This window comes from Vibrio rhodolitus, assembly GCF_003350325.1.
Taxonomy (GTDB): Bacteria; Pseudomonadota; Gammaproteobacteria; order Enterobacterales; family Vibrionaceae; genus Vibrio; species Vibrio rhodolitus.
The window spans coordinates 1-20525 of the sequence record NZ_QLYZ01000017.1 but is presented as its reverse complement, the minus strand read 5'-3'; the positions used below and the strand labels follow the sequence as shown (position 1 = coordinate 20525).

The 20525-nt window shown below is 45.0% G+C and carries 16 protein-coding genes; 8 read left to right on the top strand and 8 right to left on the bottom strand.

The window, feature by feature from the left end:
* Positions 1–23: 23 nt before the first annotated feature.
* The 3 genes from DPF93_RS15205 to DPF93_RS15195 form a co-directional block, all read right to left on the bottom strand.
* On the bottom strand, positions 24–1184 hold the full coding sequence (locus tag DPF93_RS15205) for an MFS transporter (protein ID WP_114766980.1): 1161 nt from the start codon (positions 1182–1184) through the stop codon (positions 24–26).
* Between the two features lie 188 nt (positions 1185–1372).
* A complete protein-coding gene (trxC, locus tag DPF93_RS15200) occupies positions 1373–1807 on the bottom strand; it encodes a thioredoxin TrxC (protein WP_114766979.1) in 435 nt (144 codons plus the stop codon).
* Positions 1808–1995: 188 nt separating this feature from the next.
* Positions 1996–2502, bottom strand: a complete 507-nt coding sequence (locus DPF93_RS15195; RefSeq protein WP_114766978.1) for a general stress protein — start codon at positions 2500–2502, stop codon at positions 1996–1998.
* A 370-nt stretch (positions 2503–2872) separates the two neighbouring features.
* Here DPF93_RS15195 and DPF93_RS15190 point away from each other — a divergent pair, with 370 nt between their 5' ends.
* The 4 genes from DPF93_RS15190 (at position 2873) to DPF93_RS15175 (ending at position 10462) form a co-directional block, all read left to right on the top strand.
* A complete protein-coding gene (locus tag DPF93_RS15190) occupies positions 2873–3958 on the top strand; it encodes a ketoacyl-ACP synthase III (RefSeq protein ID WP_114766977.1) in 1086 nt (361 codons plus the stop codon).
* A 75-nt stretch (positions 3959–4033) separates the two neighbouring features.
* The gene (locus DPF93_RS15185) at positions 4034–5173 is read left to right on the top strand and encodes an exonuclease SbcCD subunit D (protein WP_114766976.1); all 1140 of its coding nucleotides are present in this window, start codon (positions 4034–4036) and stop codon (positions 5171–5173) included.
* Positions 5174–5176: 3 nt separating this feature from the next.
* Complete coding sequence (locus DPF93_RS15180) at positions 5177–8224, top strand: AAA family ATPase (protein ID WP_114766975.1); 3048 nt, start codon at positions 5177–5179, stop codon at positions 8222–8224.
* Between the two features lie 177 nt (positions 8225–8401).
* Positions 8402–10462, top strand: a complete 2061-nt coding sequence (locus DPF93_RS15175; protein WP_114766974.1) for an ATP-binding response regulator — start codon at positions 8402–8404, stop codon at positions 10460–10462.
* Between the two features lie 19 nt (positions 10463–10481).
* Here DPF93_RS15175 and DPF93_RS15170 read toward each other — a convergent pair whose 3' ends face one another.
* Both DPF93_RS15170 and clcA read right to left on the bottom strand, forming a co-directional pair.
* Positions 10482–11447, bottom strand: coding sequence for a TDT family transporter (locus DPF93_RS15170; protein ID WP_114766973.1), 966 nt, complete (start codon positions 11445–11447; stop codon positions 10482–10484).
* 164 nt (positions 11448–11611) lie between these two features.
* Entirely contained in the window at positions 11612–13024 is a 1413-nt protein-coding gene (gene clcA, locus DPF93_RS15165) for a H(+)/Cl(-) exchange transporter ClcA (protein WP_114766972.1), read from the bottom strand.
* Positions 13025–13525: 501 nt separating this feature from the next.
* Here clcA and DPF93_RS15160 point away from each other — a divergent pair.
* The gene (locus DPF93_RS15160; RefSeq protein ID WP_114766971.1) at positions 13526–14509 is read left to right on the top strand and encodes a CobW family GTP-binding protein; all 984 of its coding nucleotides are present in this window, start codon (positions 13526–13528) and stop codon (positions 14507–14509) included.
* A gap of 71 nt (positions 14510–14580) precedes the next feature.
* On the opposite strand, the gene ylqF is transcribed toward DPF93_RS15160, so the two are convergent.
* Together ylqF and DPF93_RS15150 are read right to left on the bottom strand one after the other, a co-directional pair.
* Entirely contained in the window at positions 14581–15525 is a 945-nt protein-coding gene (ylqF, locus tag DPF93_RS15155) for a ribosome biogenesis GTPase YlqF (RefSeq protein ID WP_114766970.1), read from the bottom strand.
* Positions 15526–15709: 184 nt separating this feature from the next.
* On the bottom strand, positions 15710–16654 hold the full coding sequence (locus tag DPF93_RS15150; RefSeq protein WP_114766969.1) for an integron integrase: 945 nt from the start codon (positions 16652–16654) through the stop codon (positions 15710–15712).
* 378 nt (positions 16655–17032) lie between these two features.
* On the opposite strand from DPF93_RS15150, the gene DPF93_RS15145 reads away from it, so the two are divergent.
* From DPF93_RS15145 to DPF93_RS15135, 3 genes are all read left to right on the top strand, one after another.
* The gene (locus tag DPF93_RS15145) at positions 17033–17317 is read left to right on the top strand and encodes a hypothetical protein (RefSeq protein WP_114766968.1); all 285 of its coding nucleotides are present in this window, start codon (positions 17033–17035) and stop codon (positions 17315–17317) included.
* A gap of 115 nt (positions 17318–17432) precedes the next feature.
* A complete protein-coding gene (locus tag DPF93_RS15140; protein ID WP_114766967.1) occupies positions 17433–18419 on the top strand; it encodes a DUF4062 domain-containing protein in 987 nt (328 codons plus the stop codon).
* A 69-nt stretch (positions 18420–18488) separates the two neighbouring features.
* Entirely contained in the window at positions 18489–19352 is an 864-nt protein-coding gene (locus DPF93_RS15135; protein WP_114766966.1) for a hypothetical protein, read from the top strand.
* Positions 19353–19614: 262 nt separating this feature from the next.
* On the opposite strand, the gene DPF93_RS15130 is transcribed toward DPF93_RS15135, so the two are convergent.
* Positions 19615–20525, bottom strand: a 911-nt coding sequence (locus DPF93_RS15130) for an IS91 family transposase (protein ID WP_164675377.1), incomplete at its 5' end; no start/stop codon positions are given.

Genomic DNA, 20525 nt, shown 5'->3' with positions numbered 1-20525 from the left:
CCTTTGGAATTGATTGTTGGCGCTTATTCGCCAGCCATTGCTTGGCGTTTGGTTTTGATACTTGCTAGTAGCATGTAGATGCATGTTGCAAGTAGTGCTGCAAATAAGTAACCAAGCAAACCTTGCTCGCCCATCATAAAGCTATCTGCCAATACAGGACCTGCCACTGAGCCAACGCTGTAGCTAAACAGCATTACTTGCGTTACCGAGACAATGTAAGCTGGGTCTAGCTTGTCACAGCCAAGGTTGATTGCGACAGGGTAAAGTGCAAATGTCGCCATACCTAAGATGAATAAGCTAACACCAAGAACATGAATGCCTTCATTCATTGCCGCTAAGCTAATTGATGCTACGCCTAGTAGACAGAACATTGCCATCAACAGGGTACGACCAAGGTATTTTGAAAACCAAGGTACAAGCGGTTGTACAGCCATACCGCCAAGGATAACAAGTGCCATCAAGCTGCCTAGGTTATCGTTCGCAATGCCACGGTTATGCAGTTCTACAGGCATCAGACCGTAGATAGCACCCAAGGTTAAACCTGAGACAATACAACCGATGATCGCTGCATGGTTAAGCTTGCTGATTTGTTTTAGTGACAGTGCACTGCTTTGACCTTCTTCAGGTTGATCGGTGCGACCGAACATCAATACTAAGATTGCTAACGTTAGTAGCGCTAGAATCGCAATAAATGGGATGCTACCAGTAATACCTAAAAAGCCAATGCCAAGTTGACCTAGTGAGCTACCACCATAAAGTGAGCCCATGTATAAGCCTAGGCGTTTAGCGCGCGCACTTTCATCACCGTGTAGAAGCCAAGACTCAACGATAACAAAAACCCCAGCCACTGCCACACCTGCAACAAAGCGAGAAACGAGCCACGCAGAAGCGTAAACAGCCGTAGGTAGCACCACAATAGTGGCGATAAAGGCAATCAAACACCAGATAAAGGCTTTACGGTGACCGACTTTGTTTACGATAGGTTCAAAGACCATCGCACCTGCGAGAAGACCGGCATAAAACACACTGGCAAGCCAACTCGCTAATGAACTTTCCAAACCGTAGTGTGGAAGCATTAGTGGAATTAAGCTCATTAAATAGCCAGACGCAACCGCATACAGAGCAAGCGCAATCACAGGGACTGAAATGCGAGCTTTTGGCGCAGAAGCAAGAGTGTTTTCCAATGTCGTACCCTCTAAAAATAGGAGAAAAAATAGGTGGTTTATGGGCGCGACTATGGGGATTTTTTGAACAGCGGTAAAATGAAATCTTTTATCCTTTACGACAAAAGTTTTTTGTTATTTGTTGGGCTAGATATTTATATGCAAAAAGCCGAAAAATCATGCAAATTTCCGGCTTTAAGTGCATAAAACTATTTTTGGATGGCTTGGCTTAGCCATTGTGAGAACTGGCTTTTCGGTAGAGCGCCGTTGATAACATCGACTCTTTTGCCATTTTTGAACACCATAATGGTTGGAATGCTTCTAATCTGGAATTGCGCGGCAAGATTTTGTTGTGCTTCAGTATCAATTTTTACGAAACGAACTTGCTCAGAAAGCTCTTCTGCAACCTGCTCAAATACAGGGGCAAATCCAACACATGGGTTACACCAAGGAGCCCAAAAATCAACCACGACTGGTTGGTCGCTATTAAGTAAGGTTGCGAAGTTTAATTCAGTGCCTTCGATAGGTTTGCCATCGAGTAATGATTGCTGACATTTACCGCATTTTGGGCTTTCGGAAACACGCTCACTAGGAACGCGATTGACGCCCTGACATGAAGGGCAACGGGTGTTAAATGTTGACATGACTGATTCTCTCTTTGTTTTTATTTTTCACCCTAACGCATCAATCAACCACTTAGATTTGTGTCGATGTAAGTTAGGGTGGGTATAGTTATACTATTGAAGTTTGACAAACGAAACCTCAAATACGAAAAAGGCAGCCGAGGCTGCCTGAATGCTTAAGCGTTTAGGTAGGGTAGCTTAAGCAAAATTTAAGCTTTAACGTGTTCTGCTTGATAGTCAGCCAAGATAGCTCGAGCTTTGACAATGTCTTCTGCGTCGCCATGTACAAGCACTAAAAATTTGTCAGCTTTAATTGCAGATTCGTATTTTACAATGCTGTCTTTTGGTATGCCGATACTGGCAAGTGCGCCACCAATTGCACCAGCGCCACCGGTGACGACCGCACCTTCAACAGCGCCAACAACCGAAGCGACAATTGGACCTGCAACCATTAACGCGCCAACACCAGGTAGCCAAAACATACCGGCACCAACGAGCGCACCCCAAACACCGCCCCATAATGCGCCAGTTTTACCCCAACTTTTTACGCGATCGCCGGTATTGTAGAAACCCGAAACATGCTCTTCGCTATGGTAGCCTTTACCTAGAATTGAGATTTTTGAAACATCGTACTGCTCTTTTTTAAGCATTTTTACCAGATTCTCAGCTTCGCTGTGAGTGTTTACGATGGTGATGACTTTATCTTGTTGTTTCATAATATTTCTCCCTTTCGGAATTCGCTGAATATTGTTTTAGTTAATCGCCATGGCTGGATACTCCCACCAACGAATGAAGAAAGAAACGTTTATTCTTGAGCATTAAGATTGTATTTATCGCTGCTTGGAATGAAAATAAATGAATGATTTTTAAGAGAAAAATTCATGCCAATTATAGTATTGCGAATGGAATTAGATTGTTTCCAGAACCCACGCAATCTGATCGTTTAGTTGCATTAAATAGGTAGATTCATGGCGTGTTTTTATTTGCCCAATCACACTAATCAACATGTTAGATTTAGGTCGACTTGAGGAAGGGTGGGGATAGTTATACTATCGAAGGTAAAACAAGAACACATAAAGGCTAATAATGACCAACTATTACGCAGAAATTAGCGGTTGGGGAAAGTGCCTGCCGCCAGCTAAGCTCTCTAACGATGACTTAAGTACTTTCCTTGAAACCTCTGATGAATGGATTCGCACCCGCACTGGTATTGAAAATCGCCGTATCAGCCATGTAGATACCTCAGATATGGCGACTGTGGCTGCCGAGCATGCCATCGCTTGTGCTGGGATCACTGCCCAAGATATCGACCTAATCATTGTCGCGACTTGCTCGCCTGACTCACTTATCCCGAATATCGCTTCAAAAGTTTCGCAAAACCTCGGTATTAAAGGTGCTGCCGCGTTTGACCTTAACGCCGCCTGTACCGGTTTTGTTTACGGTTTAGAAACTGCTACCCGCTTAATTCAAGCAGGTAACTACCAACATGCACTTGTGATTGGTGCTGAGCGCTTATCTTTCTATATTGACTGGACACAGCGTGATACTGCGGTGCTGTTTGGCGATGGTGCTGGTTCGGTAGTGTTAAGCAAAACCGAACAAAAAGTTGGTTTGCAGCAAGCGCAACTGGGTTGTGATTCGCAAGGTCGTGATATTCTTGCTGTACCTAAATTTGGTACCTCAATGGATCGCTTCGCCGCAGATAACGGTTATTGGGAATTTGACTTTGTCGGTAAAGAGATTTTCAAACGCGCAGTAAAAGGCATGGGCGCAGCAGCCCATAACGTACTGGCTCGTAGTGAGCTCTCAACTGATCAAGTTGATGTCGTGATCCCACACCAAGCTAACATCCGTATCATTCAAACGCTCTGTGACCTTGCTGGTATTAGCCAAGAGAAAGCGTTTGTTAATATCCACAATTACGGCAATACCTCGGCAGCTACTGTGCCTATCGCACTTTGTGAAGCGCTAGAGCAAGGTAAAGTCAAAGCGGGTGATAACCTTTTACTTGCTGCATTTGGCGCGGGTTTAACCTGGGGCGCAGGGCATATTAAGTGGGGCGAACGAGTTACACCACTTGGTAGCAGTGATGCGCAACTCGCTGAGTGTCAGCTTAGCGCGCTTGAACTGTTAGAAAATGCGATTAAGCAATGTAAAAACAAACCTCTCTAGATAGTTACTCCACTCTGAGAGTGGTAAACTTGCGCCTTAGAAGACATAAATTAAGTCAGTAAAGCTAGGGCGCAAATGAAGTTCCTTCACACCTCCGATTGGCATTTAGGCCGACAATTCCATAACGTCTCCTTGCTAGAAGATCAGCAAGCGGTATTGGCGCAAATCATTACTTATTTACAATCGAATCCAGTGGATGCTTTGGTCATCGCAGGTGATATTTATGATCGCAGCGTACCACCAACCAGCGCGATTGAATTGATGAACCAGTTTGTCGACAAGGTGTGCGGTGAGCTAGCAACACCGGTAATTATTATTCCTGGTAATCACGATGGCGCGCAGCGCCTTGGCTTTGCCGCCAGTCAGATGAAACCTTCTGGGCTGCACATTATCGCCAACTTTGACGAGATGCTAAAACCGGTAGTGATCACCTCTGATATTGGCGAGGTGGCGTTTTATGGTATGCCTTACAACGACCCTGAATTGGTGCGTCACTACAGCCAGCAAGCGGTCAAAGATCACGACCAAGCTCATCAACTGCTGGTGGAAAAAATCAGCGAACAGTTCCAGCCGCAGCAAAAAAACGTGCTGTTAAGCCATTGTTTTGTCGATGGTGCGATTGAATCTGAATCTGAGCGTCCGCTTTCCATTGGCGGCTCTGATCGCGTCAGCCACGAACACTTTCGCGTGTTTGATTATGTTGCGTTAGGGCATTTGCATCAGCCGCAGAAAAAAGGCGAAGAATACATCCGTTATTCAGGCTCCTTGATGAAATACAGCTTCTCAGAGCAACATCAAGCCAAAGGGATGACGTTAGTTGAGCTTGATAGCAATGGCTTTAAATCGGCGACGCATATCCCGCTCACCGCGCCTCATCAGATGCGTATCATTGAGGGCGAATTGGCGGATTTAATTGAGCAGGGCAAAACGGACCCAAATAATCATGATTACCTGTTAGCTCGTTTGATGGACAAGCATGCGATTCTCGACCCAATGGAAAAACTGCGTAAGGTCTATCCGAATGTATTGCATCTAGAAAAGCCGGGGATGCTGATTGGTGTTGATCAACAAATGGGTAAAGCGCGTTTGGCTCGTGGTGAGCTCGACATGTTTAAAGACTTCTTCTTAGAAGCGAAACAAGAGCCGCTCACTGCAGAACAAGAAACGGCAGTCAGTGCAATTATTTCCCAACTTACGCGTGAGCAAGAGGCTTAAACCATGACGCCATTAAAACTGACCATTCAAGCCTTTGGTCCTTTTGCTGATAAGCAAGTGATTGATTTTTCAAAACTCGGTCAATCGCCGCTGTTTCTGATTAACGGTCCGACTGGTTCGGGTAAGAGTTCAATACTCGACGCCATCTGTTTTGCGCTGTACGGCGAAACTACGGGCAGTGAGCGCACTGGTGAGCAAATGCGCTGTGATCATGCCGATCCCGCTTTGCCAACCGAAGTGATCTTTGAGTTTTCGCTTGGCTGTAAACAGTATCGAATTGAACGTTCGCCAAGCCAAATGCTGCCAAAAAAACGCGGTGATGGGTTGACCAAAAAAGAGCATTCAGCGGTATTGTTTGCCATTCAAGATGAACAAGAAGAGCTATTAGCCAACAAACCGAACCCGGTTGCCAAAGCGATGAGTGAATTGATTGGCTTGGATGTGAAACAGTTTCGTCAGGTGATGGTTTTACCGCAAGGTAAGTTTCGTGAGCTATTGATTGCTAACTCAAAAGAGCGCGAACAGATCTTTGGTCAACTGTTCCAAACGCACCTTTATGTTGCGATAGAAAAGGCGTTGTTTGAAAAAGCCGCGCATATTCGCCGCGCAAAAGATGAATTTGATAATCAAATCAAGGGTGCGTTGGATGTGGCTGGCGTTGCCAGTGAAGAAGAGCTAAACCTGCAAATTGAGAGCGTAGCACCGCAAATTGCTGAGGCTCAGCAAGCGCTTAACGCCGCTCGTGAGGCATTTGAGCAGACCCAATCTGCACACAAAGAGGCGAGTGAACTGCAAGCCAAACTTGCCAAGCGAGATCAGCTTGTTGCAAATCGCACAGAACACTTAGCAAAACAGCCTGCGATGGATGCATTGGCAAGCCAGAGAAAGCAGGCGTTGCAAGCACAAGAGCTCAATGTGTCGCACAGTCAATGGACACAAGCTTTACAAAAAAAAGCGAGTTCCAAGCAGGCTTGTGAACAAGGCGCGCAGCTTGTTGAGCAGACGACTGCACGGTTTAATCAAGCTAAACACGACAGTGATAAAGCCAGCGAGGAAGCGCAAGTTGTACCCGCACTGACTCAGCAACTTTTCACCTTTAATGAGATTGCCAAGCGCTTAGCGCAGCGCGATCAAGAGCAAGCCAAATTGCAGCAGGCGCAGCAGTCGTTATTGCAGTTGCAACAAGCTCATGAGCGCGATACTAAGCAGTTGGCAACGCTGGAAGAGGCCTATAAAAATCAACAACAACAGTTGCAAATCGCCAAAGACAGCTTAGCAGCGTTACCCGCTCAGCAAGCTGAGCTTAAGCAGCTACAGACCCAGCTTAACAATTACCAAGAGTTAGCGAAAACCGAACAAGCGGCCGAGCACTACCGCGCAACTTACCAAGTTAAGTTGGCTGAATTTGAACAAGCGAAAGCGGCATTTGAGCAGGCAAAGCGCTTTGCTGATCAACAGGAATACTATTGGCATACCTCGCAAGCGGCTCAACTGGCGAAAACGCTCCAACAAGGTGAACCTTGCCCAGTATGTGGCAGTCAAGATCACCCTGCACCGGCTCAATTTACCGCACAAGAGGTAAATAAGGCGCAAGTTGATAAGGCGCGTGCCAAGCAGCAACAAAGCTACAACTTGCAAGAGTCTGCCTCTTTAGCGCTTCAAGCTGCGCAAAGAGATGTTGATAAAGTTGAGCAGGCGGTACAAGGCTGGCTCGGTCAACTCGGGGAGAACCCGCAACCCCGCGAGGTAATTCAACAGCAAAGTTGGCAGCTAGAGCAGCAAATTTCAGCGGTAAATCTCAATGCGGTGGAGCAAATCTCTCACCAGTTACAAGCTACCGAGCAATCTGTCGCTCAGCTGAAGCAACAAGACGTACAAGCGAATCAACAGTTGGTTGAAGCTTCACAATGGGTCGCCAAGTTAGAGGGCAGTTTAGCTAACCTATTGCAAGATTTATCGCAGCAAGAGCAAGACGCCGCGCATGTTCAACACGCGATTCGCCAACTTGATGCTCAAATCAAACAACTGCAGCAAGCTGAGCAGCAAGCCAAGCTACAACTGGAAACGCAGCAGACGCAACTTGTCACAGCAACCACTCAGCAGCAAGAAAATGAAAAGCAGCTTAATGAGGCATTAAACTTGCTGGCTGAGTGTGAATCTGTGTGGTTAGCGCAGCTACAACAAAGCCATTTTGATAGCGAACAAAGCTATTTAGAGGCACGATTGGCGCCAGCTCAGATTGAGCAGATTGAACAGCAACTGGCGCAATTTGCTCAAACCACTTCTAGCTTAAATGGTGCGTTGGAGACATTGGAGCAAGAGCTTACCGATAAGGTTCTACCAGATTTAGAGCAGCTTCAACATTCGCTCAGCGCAGCGAAAGTCGCCCATCAGGCGCAGCAAGAAGCGATGACGAAGTTGCAGTCTCAGCTTGATAACCTCAACAAAGTGGCGACAATTTTGCACCAGCTTCATAAGCAAAACCAAGCGTTGCAAGCGGAGTATCAAGTGATTGGTACGCTGAGCGATATTGCCAATGGTCGCACCGGTGCGAGGGTGAGTTTACATCGCTTTGTGCTTGGCGTTTTGCTGGATGATGTGCTGATTCAAGCGTCACAACGCCTGCGTGTGATGAGTAAAGGGCGTTATGAGTTGCGTCGTAAAGAAGAGCGCGCCAAAGGGCAGGCTGGCTCGGGCTTGGATTTGATGGTTGAAGATAGCTATTCAGGCAAACTGCGTGATGTAGCGACCTTATCCGGTGGAGAATCGTTTATGGCGGCGCTTTCGCTGGCGCTTGGTTTATCTGATGTTGTGCAGTCTTACAGTGGTGGTATTCGCCTTGATACGCTGTTTATTGATGAAGGCTTTGGTAGCTTAGATCCTGAATCACTCGATCTAGCCATCCAAACTTTAATCGACCTACAGCAAGGTGGACGCACGATTGGTCTGATTTCCCACGTTAGTGAGCTAAAAGAGCAAATGCCACTCAGAATTGATGTCAAAGCGGATCGAAGTGGTAGCCACATCAACTTGCAAGGCGCCATTCAATAACTTAGCTGCGCTCACGATGTGCTTGTCGCGGCTAGGAGCAAGCGGCAAGCATATCCGTAAACTATTTAACCACAATGAAAGTGTGGAATGGAATTCTCATTGTGCGGTTTATCAATTAGACTGTATCAAACAGCGCACACTGCAATTGTTTTGCTTGTTTATAGAATGAGAAGTTTCATGGAATCGGTTCGTAAGGTATATCAATACGCTGAGCCAAACCTGACCGTCATTGGCTGGATGGGTTTTCTTGGTTTTCCTGCCTACTACTATGTTTGGCAGCATCTCTTCCCTCAGCCTTACGAATCGTTGGCGCTGCGTTGTTTGTGTTCGTTAATTTTTGCTGTGATTGCGCTGCGCCATTATGTACCTGCTAGGTTGCAGCGTTACTTACCCATCTATTTTGCCTTTTGCATCCCGATCTGTTTACCGTTTTTCTTTTCTTTTATGATGTTCAAAAACGATTGGTCAGAGATTTGGGTGATGTCATTTATGGCGGCGATCATTATCCATGTTTTGGTGGTCTATCGAACAGGGCTTTTGCTGCTGCAAACTAGTGTTGCGCTGCTGTGTTCGCTGTTATTGGTTTATGGACCGAGTTGGTCGGTGATAAACCAAAATGTAAACTGGGCGTATGTGGCAATCTTCGCCTTCACCTATCTCTTTGGCAATTTGTTTTACCTGCGCAGCCAAAGTGAACATGAATCGCGCGTCTCGTTGGCGAAATCATTTGGTGCGGGTATCGCCCATGAAATGCGTAACCCGCTCAGCGCTTTGAAAGCATCAATCGACCTATTAGAGAGTTTATTGCCAGTTGATAGTAAAGCGCTCGGTAATGCGCAAAAGTCGCCATCGTTAGTGCTGGACGCTGATTCGTTGGCGCTGGCGCATGAAGTGATATCCCAAGCTAATGAGGCGATTCGCTCTGGCACGGAAACCATCGATTTACTGCTGACATCGATTGACCAAAATCGTATTACCAATGCCACCTATCGTAAGCATTCGATTCAGTCGGTGATTGAACAAGCGGTGAAGAGCTTCTCGTACTCAAGTAAGGCGGACAAACAGTGTGTGACGGTTAATTTGCAGCAAGATTTCTTCTTTTTTGGCAGCGATACCTTAGTTAAATACACTTTATACAACCTACTGAAAAATGCCTTTTTCCACGGTAAGCGTGAGCAGTTTAAGATTGATATCGAACTGCAGCGCTTTAACGGTTTTAACCAATTGATTGTGCGCGATAATGGCATCGGCATGAGTTCGGAAGTGACTAAGCAGATCTTTGATGATTTTTACACCCAAGGCAAAGCGGGCGGCTATGGTTTAGGTTTGCCATTTTGTTTAAAAGTGATGCAAGCGATGGGTGGTGAGATTCGCTGTCGCTCTGAGCTTAATCAGTTTACCGAATTTACCTTAACCTTCCCGCCGTATGCCTCATCGTCGGTGAAGAAAATCAAACTCGACATGTTCAAAACCCGCAGTGTGCTCTACATTGGCTCACACAACTCGCTATCAAAGGCGCTGGATGATAGTGCTTTCTATCTTGGCTATCAGGTCTCTCATATGAGTGCGGAAAAAGCATTAAAGAAAGAGGAATATGAGTTTGAATATGATGTGGTGGTGGTCGATTTAGACAGTAACATGGCAAATCAGACGATGTTTGAGGCGCTAGAGACCAAGCTTAGTTTTACTCAAGGACGGATAGTTTATCTGTTCGATAAACATTCGGTGTATAGCTATGGCTTAGAGCGCAGCGTTGAGTTTTACCCGGTTGAGAAAAGTAAGTTCGTTGCACAGTGCAGCAATATCATTGATGAGCTTTGTTTTGATTCACCCCAAAGCCGACGCAAGTTTGATCTTGTGGAAGAAAAGTTCCGCGGCAAGACGCTGCTTATTGCGGACGACAACCACTCAATTCGTGCTTATACCGCAATCTTAATGAAGAAATATGGCTTTAAGGTTATCGAAGCGCAAAATGGCGAAGAGGTATTAGAGGTGCTGCTGCGTGCGCCAATCGACCTTATCGTGATGGATATTGAAATGCCAACTTTAGATGGGCTTTCGGCGGCACGAGCGATTCGCGGCGTTGATTCTTCTTATGTCTCTGTACCTATCATTGGTTATACCGGCGATTCATCCAGCCAAATGGCGCGTGATATTTATCATTCTGGCATCAATGACTTCTTGATTAAGCCCGCCGACAGCGACACCTTGCTATGGAAAGTGGGGCAATGGTTATAGCTCAATCACGCCTGTTGGTTTAACTTTCTTTCGCTGAGCGGTTAAACCCTTCAGGGAAATACATTTTGATGTAACCGAATGATACCCAGACCACCAAAATGGTGGCAATGGACAGCTCAAAGAAACCAAAGTCATGCAGCCAATGCCAGCGCGGATGGTATTGCTCAAAGAAACTGGTCAAGCGGTGCATGGCGATGGCACTGATCACCGATGGAAAGGTAACCGCCGCAATTGATGGCTGAAACTTAAGGCGCATTAAGCGGAAGTAACACAGATAAATCATCAACGTCATGGTGATCGCAATCCCTGCCAATGCGCCCGTTAAGATCGGGTCTGGCTGCTTAAAGTTCACCAAATAAGTGGCAAGCGTTAAGTTAATCGGTGCAGCCATAATGGCTAGGGTCGGTCTGGCTCGTCTTGGCAACATCCCTTCAAACACTAAACGGTAGAGCACCAACGGCAGCATAAAGAAGTAGATGGTAATACATGTATTGACCAGCGTTTCTGAGAATACTGTGTGCCCAAACTGTGTGCCTGCGAGCGAGCTGCTGATCAAGCCTACCGGATACAAAAACCAGCTTGGTACGATGTTCGACATCTTAAAATTGGTCAGTTGGAAGGTGAAAAACATCACCATCATCGTAATATGCAGCCAGACCGCAGCAAACCAGATCGGGTAGGCGATGATTGGCGAAATCACCGCCAGATAATCACATAAGATCAGCAGCGCCATGCTCATCGGCGCCATAAGGCTACCACTCAGTGGATGGCGTAAGTCGGCAACAAAAATCTTAGGATTGCTGAGGTATTTAATTAGGACAGGAGCAAGCAATAACGCGCCAAGACCGGCCATAAATGGGCGAATAGCTTCGCCAACAGCAGGGACATACAGTGCCCATGCCTGACCAAGACCAATAATACCAAGTGCCAGCGCTGCTTGTGACGGGGGAACCCCTTGAAATTGTGTCAGCCTTCTCCAGTTCAAGCCGAACTCCTAACCTTAACTACATAATTTAACGAATATTCAGAGGCATTCCTTGCCCCTTAAGAGGCGTGAATAGTATCAAGCCTCACGCGGTGGTGGCAATTGCCAATTGGTCTATCTCTTACCTTTAAAATAAGGGATTCTCAAGAGATGGGACTGAGTTTTTAGGGCTGATTTTGTGTGGTATCTCGCGGTAAGTCTTCCTGACGTAATTTTTCATTTTTTAACGTGCGATGGAGTAGTTGGCTATAGATTGGCTGCCCGCCAAGTAACTGAGCGAAGATAACCGCGCCTAAACTGGTGATGATAAGCGGTAAGATGAGATAGTAGTTATTGGTCATCTCGATTACCAGTAAGATACCTGTGATAGGTGCGCGTACCGTGCCAGCGAAAAGCGCGCCCATACCGGCTATCGCGAACATGCCCGGTGTGATTGGTAACTCAGGAAAAAGTTGCTGAGCAATCAAGCCAAAAGCGTAACCAAACAGAGTGCCCAGCGCTAACATTGGTGCGAAGATACCACCCGGCGCGCCAGAGGCAAAACACAACAGCGTAGTAAAGATACGACCAATAAACAGCAGCAATAAAAATGTCGCACCATAGCCGCCGTTGGTGATGTTCGGAATGAGCCAAATACCGCCACCGGTAATTTCAGGCACGTAAAGCAGCATCAAGCCAAAGCAACCACCAATAAATGATCCAGTAAGCAAATAACGTTTACGATCATTACGATGGAGTCGAACAAATAAATCTTGGGCAATAGTCACCAGACGATTAAATACCACACCGAACATGCCAAATAGCGCACCTAATACCAAAAATAGCCAAAGTGCCGATAATTCAGGGGCTTGATATTGCGGCATAGTGATGACGGCAGCTTGACCGTTGATATAGCGGAAAACAATATTCGCCGAAACTGCCGAGATAATTACTGCTTTAATTGAAATGAGCGAGTAGCGAAATTGTGGTCGCATTTCTTCAACGACAAACATAATACCGGCAAGTGGTGCATTAAACGCAGCGGCTAAGCCCCCGGCTGCACCAGAAGCAAGGAGAGAATGTTTGGTATCGCTGTTTCTCACACGGAAGATATCGGTCACCATACGACCGATCGCGCCGCCCATTTGCACAGTCGGACCTTCGCGACCCAGCACCATTCCTGAACCTAAAGCGCCCATACCGCCAAAGAACTTCACTGGCAGCACTCGCCACCAACGTACAGGGCGAATACCGTCCATCGCGCCTTCAATTTCAGGAATGCCAGAGCCAGCCGCCTCTGGGGCAAAACGATGAACAAGATAATAACCAACGAATGCTAGCGCAGCGCTGATGATAAAGGCGGCTAACCATAGTGGAAGTGCGTTACCTAATTCAGATTTGAGCCACTCGGTGCGAGTCTCTGACACAAACTCAACGGCATGCTCGAAGTAGGTACCGACAAACCCAGCTAATACCCCAACGATAAGTGACATAAACAGCACTGAAACCGGGGTTTTATCTTTCGAGAGAAATTGATTAATCGCATCTTTAGGAACTTTAGCGAGTAAAGATTGCTTAATTTTCTCTCTCTTGGTCATTCGGAACGTCACCCCTACGGATATGGCTGTTTAGCCAGTAGTTTGAAAGGAAATAAAATTATACGCCTCTACAGATATAACTATAGCGATAAGAATGAAATATTGAATTCCAAAATTGGTTTTATCAACTGGTAATATCGCATTTTGGCTCGATAGTGATAAATGTGACTAGTTGCTCAATAGTGAGTTGTTTTAACTAATTAATAGCAAAAAATACTTGCACATTTACTGTATTGAGCCATATTTAGAGTGTAAGGCAATCTGAATCAACTCGCATGGAGGAATGGCGCCTTACCTACAATTTGGATGGATTCAACAAAGTCATTTCGAAATCCTCGTATTATATCGGAATGCATCTATAGACATTCTGATTCGCAGACTCACGATTGAGTAACGAGGGAAGAAGGCGCGCTTTTATAGTGCGCCTTTTGTCGTTTAGCATCTCGACGTTACTTACCCATCAACGATATACTCCCAGCATACTAAGTTTGGAGAAGCATCATGACAGCAAGAGTCCCTACCAATATCATTACTGGGTTTTTAGGTGTGGGTAAAACCACCACCATACTCAACCTACTCAAAAGTAAGCCCGAGAACGAAAAGTGGGCAGTGCTTGTGAATGAGTTTGGTGAAATTGGTATCGATGGTGCAATGATGACCGACCAAGGCGCAATGATCAAAGAAGTGCCGGGTGGTTGTATGTGCTGTACTGCTGGCGTGCCTATGTCTGTCGGTATTAACGCTTTGCTGCGTCAAAAGCCTGACCGTTTAATCATTGAGCCGACAGGTTTGGGTCATCCTAAACAAGTGATTGCCACTTTAACCTCTGAGCAATATCAAAACTATGTGGATTTAAAGGCGACGATTGCGCTGGTAGATCCGCGTAACCTTTCTAATATCAAATACACATCAAATCAGAATTTTAATGATCAATTGGATAGTGCTGATGTGGTGATTGGCAACAAGGTGGATCTTTGCCATGCCAGCGATATTGATGTATTTGGCAATTGGGTGACAGAGCAACAGCCGCCAAAGGTATTCAGCAAATTGGTGAAAAACGGTGAACTGCCGCTTGAGGTATTGGATATTGAGCGCGTTTTTGGGAGTGCCTCGAGCCATATTGAACATCACCATCATCAACATGCGAGCTTAGAGCCTCAATTTGAATTGCCGCCTGGTGAGGTGTTTATCCGCCGCGAGAACAAAGGGCAGGGATATTTTAGCTGCGGCTGGTTGTTTGGTGCAGAACACGAGTTTAACTTCGATGCGCTATTTTCCATGCTTTCTGCTTTGACTGCCGAGCGAGTGAAAGCGGTGGTGAACACCGACCAAGGCTGTTATGCCTTCAACGTTGCCAATGGTGTTGTTTCAGTCAACCAAATGAGTTTGTCGGGTTTTGAATCTCGTTTAGAAGTGATTGATTCGCAGCTTATGCCTTGGGATGAACTAGAACAAATCCTACTTAAACTTGCAGGCATTCAATAATACCAACTAATCAAAAAGGGGACTCAATGTCCCCTTTATCGTAACTGCTTTATATAAGCTTATGATGCTGCTTAACGTTTGTTGCGCAAGTAGCGCTTACGACGCTCTTCTTTACGTTTTGCTTTTTCTTCAGCGCGACGGGTCGCTTCGATTTCTACTTGTACCAGTTCTTCAGTGATCATTTCTGGGCGCTCAAGCGTGATTTGACCTAAAGTACCACCGCGAAGTTCATGTAGTAGAATTTCAGATACTTTGTGCAAATCAACACGACCACCTGAACGCAGCGCACCACGGCGACGACCAATTTCTTCCATGATCTCAATATCAGACTCTGGCAGCTCTTCAATTTGGTAACGCTCTTTAAGCAGCTCAGGATAAGCCTGCGCTAAGTATTCTACTGTGTAGAACGCCACTTCATCATATTCCATTGCTGTATCTTTAACTGCGCCAGTAGCAGCAAGACGGAAACCACTATGCGGGTTCTCAACTTTTGGCCAAAGGATCCCTGGAGTATCAGACAGTACGATACCGTTTTGTAGGTTGATACGCTGTTGGCGACGAGTTACAGCTGGTTGGTTACCAGTTACGGCAATCGTGCGACCCGCAAGAGTATTGATAATGGTTGATTTACCAACGTTCGGAATGCCCATGATCATGGTGCGAATGTTTTTACCGATCTCTTCACGGTGCGGCGCTAGTTTGCGGCAAAGCTCGAGGATCTTCTGAACTTCATGTGGCTCAGAAGTAGTAATCGCCATCGCTTTTACGTTGTTCTCTTTTTCTAAATGGTCGATCCACAGTTGTGTCATTTCTGGATCAGCTAAATCACGTTTGTTTAGCACTTTAACGACCGGCTTCTCACCGCGCAGTTCCGAAATCATTGGGTTTTCACTACTGAATGGAATACGAGCATCAAGCACTTCGATAATTACATCGATTTGTGGGATCGCTTCTGCAATCTCCTTTTGTGCTTTATGCATGTGACCCGGAAACCATTGGATAGAGTTATTAACCATTTGTATCTTTTACCTTTAATTCAATTTTCCAGTGAGCGGTAATGTGTTTGTCAAAATCGTTTACTCTATGCTCACTTTGGTCAAATCTACGGGATATTTGCTTACTAGCAACCGTTGGATTCAAGCATGTAATGGCAGAAGTTTACCACTTTTCGACGCTAAACGGCGCGCAAAATTTCCTGCACTAGAGAATAAAGTCGATAGGGCTGCGGGTTCCAGCCCTTCGCTCACCGATGACATGAGTGTAGATTTGCGTGGTTTTTAAGTAGGTATGTCCTAACAACTCTTGAACGGTTCTAATATCAGTTCCATTTTGTAGTAATCGAGTTGCGAAGGAATGGCGGAATGTATGGGCGGTAACTCTCTTAGCAACACCGCTTAAACGCACCGCGGTTCTCAATTGCTTGGCAAATGCAGAGGCGTGAAGATGATGCCGACATACATATCCATCATAAGGGTGGATACAGAGATTAGCTGAAGGAAAAAGAAACTGCCAACCATAGTGTGACAATGTGTTCTTATATTTTCTAAAAAGAGCTGGTGGCACGGAAGTCATTCCAGCGCCTTCTGAAATATCCCGTTGGTGCAATTCCCTCACTTGTTTTATTTGAGCAACAAGAGGATTGCATAAGCCTTTTGGCAGTATAGTGTAGCGGTCTTTATTGCCTTTGCCGTTGAAAATAAAAATAGACTTAGATTCGAAATCTATATCTTTAACCCGCAGAGAAAGTGCTTCTTGGATACGTAAACCACTGCCATATAAAATAACCGCGAGCAGCCAATATTTTCCTTTTAGTTGGTTGAGTATTAGCCTGACTTCATTTTCTGACAACACCACAGGAACTCTTCTTGGGGTACGAGTATTTTGATATTTTAGACCTTGAATATCCCTTTGGATGATATGCCGATACATAAAAATAATGGCGCAAAGTGCAAGATTTTGCGTCGCAGCGCTTACTTTACGATCAACCGCTAAGTGATTCAAAAAGCGCTCAATCTCTACGTTACCCATCGATTCCGGGTGTTTAAGGTCATTAAATCGAATGAAGTATCTTATCCAGTGCATGTAACATTTTTCTGTACGTATACTGTATTGCTTAGTTCTGAGCTCTGTTCTTACCTTTTCCATAAAGATGATTTTGCCATTACAAACCACCGTTATATGAGTACTGTTTATTTATACAGTTATAATTGCAATCAGTAGATTCGGCAAAATAGTGAGTGTATTAATGAGAACCAAATTCTCGTTTTCACCTCCAGTGGTGTAGATAACATGATGATAATTAGTGATATAAGCCACGTATTAGCATCTTTTTTGGGTCTCGATAAATACACGTTCTCGTTTTGCAACTAAGACGGCTGCGACAGTTTTTCTTGTAAGGTATGCAAGGTGTTGAGCATAGGAAGGAAATTATATTATCTTAGCAAGAAAGTGCAGATAGGGCTGAGGATCTTAACGAGAATTCAGCCTAATACACTGTTATGTTACCAATCAAAGTGAGGCACTATGAATTTATCAACAGAATCAGAAGCTAAGTTAGCAAATTGGGCAAATACAGATACGTGGCATTCGAATCATGATTTAGATTTACATAGATTCTTTAAATTTATCAATCAATATGCAAATGATCATGGGCATTTAGTTGATGAGTCGATACTCAAAGATAAAATAGCATCAATGACTAATACTCCGACTGGAAATGATAATACCCTTGAAGACATTATTCGGAAGAGGATTTCGCTAATGGTTGAGATTCTTGATTTTTTTAAATGTAACGGGCAGGTAACATAACAAGGCGCGTCAATCGGATTCCATAAGCTGTCGCATTTTTTGCAAAAAGCGCAAAAAATCCGCCAGCTTATTCCACCGTTGCGCTTGGCGTTAGCTTCAATAGGAGAATTCGAGTATGTCAGTTAAGCATCAGGTATTTGTTAGCTCAACATACCTTGATCTTGTTGAGGAAAGACGACATGTGACGCAAACTTTACTAGAGGCTGATTGCATCCCTGTAGTAATGGAGCTATTTCCTGCGTCTAATGTAGACCAATGGTCATTTATTAAGTCGATGATCGATGAGTCTGATTACTATGTTCTTATACTTGCAGGCAGGTATGGCTCACTTTCGAGTGAAGGTATTAGCTATACCGAAAAAGAATACAGATATGCGCTAGAAACAGGGAAACCTATCATTTCGTTTCTCTATGAGAATGTCGATGCCTTGACAGCAGATAAATGTGAGAGAGACCCAAGTTCCGCAGAAAAACTCCAAGCTTTTCGAGCATTAGCCGAAAAGAAGTTGTGTAAATACTGGGAAAACACTTTCGATTTGCGACTGAAGATTTCTAATAGCATCTACAACCTAAAACGAACCCACCCACGGGGCGGTTGGGTAAAGGAGAGTAGCCCTCTCGAACTTGTGAAACAGCCAGATAAGAAGTTAAACCTCTTTTTCTCAACACCTTTCACAACTCTCACTGATGTAGAATACAGTGAGCTCAGAAGTTCGATAGTGGATATTGCCGAAGACCTTAGAGAGTTTGAAAATGTAGATGATGTTTATTACATCAATGAGGGTTTCGAGTCACTAGATGATTTCGTGTTTCCAAATTTAAAAGCTTCAGCGTACTTTAATCTAATTGATAATTGTGATTATTTTATTGCTGTTTTAAGCAAACGGCTCTTTTCGAGTGTTCATTTTGAAGCTGGCTACGCGCTTGCTAAAGGTAAGAGGTGCATTTTCTTCGTTAAAGAAATAGATAATGTTACGTTCGTGAATGAGCTCTGTGCAGCAGATTTTAGAGAGTCAGTGAATATTATAAGGTATCGGAGCTTTAAGGAAATAAAAGCATTCATTTGCAATGAGGTAAAACACGAGCTTGAAGCCGTGGTCTAGAAGCTAACAAACGGCTCCAAGCGACAACCAACCGCTGCGTCATTTGTGCCAATGGAGCGAGCGCCAATTATGACACAAATCCCGCTCTGGTTGTTTGCGCCTGAGCCGGGCGTTAGCAATTTAAATTTGACTAGGGAGAATAAATTGAAAGTTAGAACCGATTTTGAAGAAGTCTCAGGGCTCATCGGTAGACTAATCTCTATCGGAGAAGAGTTTCGGGGGAAGGATAATTGGTGGTCTCACCTTAAACATAAAGAAGATTGGGGACAGCTAGTATGGCCAATCAAAGATCAAAGTGTTAAGAGTAAAATTGAACGAGTCTATGCTGATGGTCGTGATATGGAGCTTTTTCTGTCTGAAGAGTTAGAGTCTATTAATTTTGATATTACAAAATATCCAACATTAACCGCTGTAGCAGAGCGTTTTGACGGGACTTGGATTGATGATATTGAAGGGCTAGAACAAACGCTTCAAGAAGCAATTAAGGCTAAAGAACAAAATGGTCAGTCTTGTTGGGCTTTCGACCAAATGGTTATTACATTTAGAGAGCAAATTGCTCTTGCTAAGGTGGTAAGACAAACTATTAACTTACTAAAGAATACAAATCTATTTAAACTCGAAAACGGTATTCCAGTAGAAAAAGAAACCAATACAGTACATATTTCAAACGTTTCAAATAGCAATATTTCGGTCCAGTCAGAAAATGTAAATCAACAGCTAAATGTGAATGACGCGTTATTTGATGACATTATCAAAGCGATCAAATCCTCAGAGATTGACAATAAAGAGCCATTAGTTACTGCCACTGAGGAAATGCGTGAAGGAGCAAAAAGTGGCTCTGTTTTATCTGCGTATCAGAAGTTTATGGGATTGGCTGCCGACCATCTAACTGTTTTAGGACCGTTTTTGCCAGCCCTTGCTGCATTACTATAAATTGCTAACAAATAAGGATTAAGCGCTGCGTAGCCAGCGTTAAATCCCGAGTGTTGAACAAGCCCGAGCCTCTATATAAGTAAATTGTGTGATCTGCTCTAGAAGGATGGTGGCCTTGATGCTTTTCTCAAGGCGAGCGCCGTCATTGCAAGGCAGAGAGTTATGCCTTATCAATAAGTTAACTGTTTTATATTGCCTGTTTTATGTGCTGCGTCTCCTTATCTTCGTGACGGTCATTATCCTTATTATTAATGCCTTTCGACTACCTCGGTCGAGTGATCCCCACGCATATCATTTCATGCTGACAACAAGGGCAAAGCCGCGTCGCTTTGCTTTTCATTGTGGGCTCTAGTGCCATCGGGGTGCAAAACAACCTGAGTAACAATAGTTGTATTCGGATCAACGTTTGCCGATTTTGTCCACGTAAAAAGCCGTAGTCTCGCACTCGCTGTAACCCTTTTGGCAGCACATGCTGTAAGATGAGCATCAAGAATTTCAGCGTGGGTAGCGTCCGCTTTTGCCATTGCTGAGCTTGGCTATCTTGGTAGCGGAAGGTGACACTATTCTCCTCGAAGCGAATGATGTCTTTATCAGGCAGCACGCCGCGATAGAGATAGCGTGACAGATATTCCAGCACAGGCTGACCTTTCCCAACGCATCGGCAGTCGACCACCCATTTAGTCGGTATGGATTTCGGCAGCCAGAGTTGAGGGTGTTGGCGAATCGCGGTGAGCATTCTCGCTCGCCAGACTTTCGCCAGCGCCATGGCATTAAATAGGTAGCGAGGATGGCTCTTGTGCCATACTTGCTTGGATGCTTCATACCGCCCCCCTGCGACGATAATGTGTAGGTGGGGATGGAGATTTCGTTGTCGACTATGGGTATGGAGCACTGCGGTGAACCCGAGCTCGCCTTGATGTTCACGTTGTGCAAAGCTTTTGAGTACGCTGGATGCGACGCTGAACATCATGTGATAGAGCACTTTAGGTTGTGAGTAGGCTAAGGCTCGTAACTGAGCAGGCAAAGTGAAGGTCACCATAAAGTAAGGGACAGGTAACAGCTTTCGTTTTTGACGCAGTAACCAGTCCGACGTGGTGCGGTGTTGGCATTGGGGGCAATGCCGATGACCGCATGAGAGCGGCAGTCGGTCATCGTGGTGACAGTGAGCGCAGA

Coding starts and splice junctions, on each gene's coding strand:
- trxC (WP_114766979.1), bottom strand. CDS start 1,807: ATGTCAACATTTAACACCCGTTGCCCTTCATGTCAGGGCGTCAATCGC.
- DPF93_RS15195 (WP_114766978.1), bottom strand. CDS start 2,502: ATGAAACAACAAGATAAAGTCATCACCATCGTAAACACTCACAGCGAA.
- DPF93_RS15190 (WP_114766977.1), top strand. CDS start 2,873: ATGACCAACTATTACGCAGAAATTAGCGGTTGGGGAAAGTGCCTGCCG.
- DPF93_RS15185 (WP_114766976.1), top strand. CDS start 4,034: ATGAAGTTCCTTCACACCTCCGATTGGCATTTAGGCCGACAATTCCAT.
- DPF93_RS15180 (WP_114766975.1), top strand. CDS start 5,177: ATGACGCCATTAAAACTGACCATTCAAGCCTTTGGTCCTTTTGCTGAT.
- DPF93_RS15175 (WP_114766974.1), top strand. CDS start 8,402: ATGGAATCGGTTCGTAAGGTATATCAATACGCTGAGCCAAACCTGACC.
- clcA (WP_114766972.1), bottom strand. CDS start 13,024: ATGACCAAGAGAGAGAAAATTAAGCAATCTTTACTCGCTAAAGTTCCT.
- DPF93_RS15160 (WP_114766971.1), top strand. CDS start 13,526: ATGACAGCAAGAGTCCCTACCAATATCATTACTGGGTTTTTAGGTGTG.
- ylqF (WP_114766970.1), bottom strand. CDS start 15,525: ATGGTTAATAACTCTATCCAATGGTTTCCGGGTCACATGCATAAAGCA.
- DPF93_RS15150 (WP_114766969.1), bottom strand. CDS start 16,654: ATGGAAAAGGTAAGAACAGAGCTCAGAACTAAGCAATACAGTATACGT.
- DPF93_RS15145 (WP_114766968.1), top strand. CDS start 17,033: ATGAATTTATCAACAGAATCAGAAGCTAAGTTAGCAAATTGGGCAAAT.
- DPF93_RS15140 (WP_114766967.1), top strand. CDS start 17,433: ATGTCAGTTAAGCATCAGGTATTTGTTAGCTCAACATACCTTGATCTT.
- DPF93_RS15135 (WP_114766966.1), top strand. CDS start 18,489: ATGACACAAATCCCGCTCTGGTTGTTTGCGCCTGAGCCGGGCGTTAGC.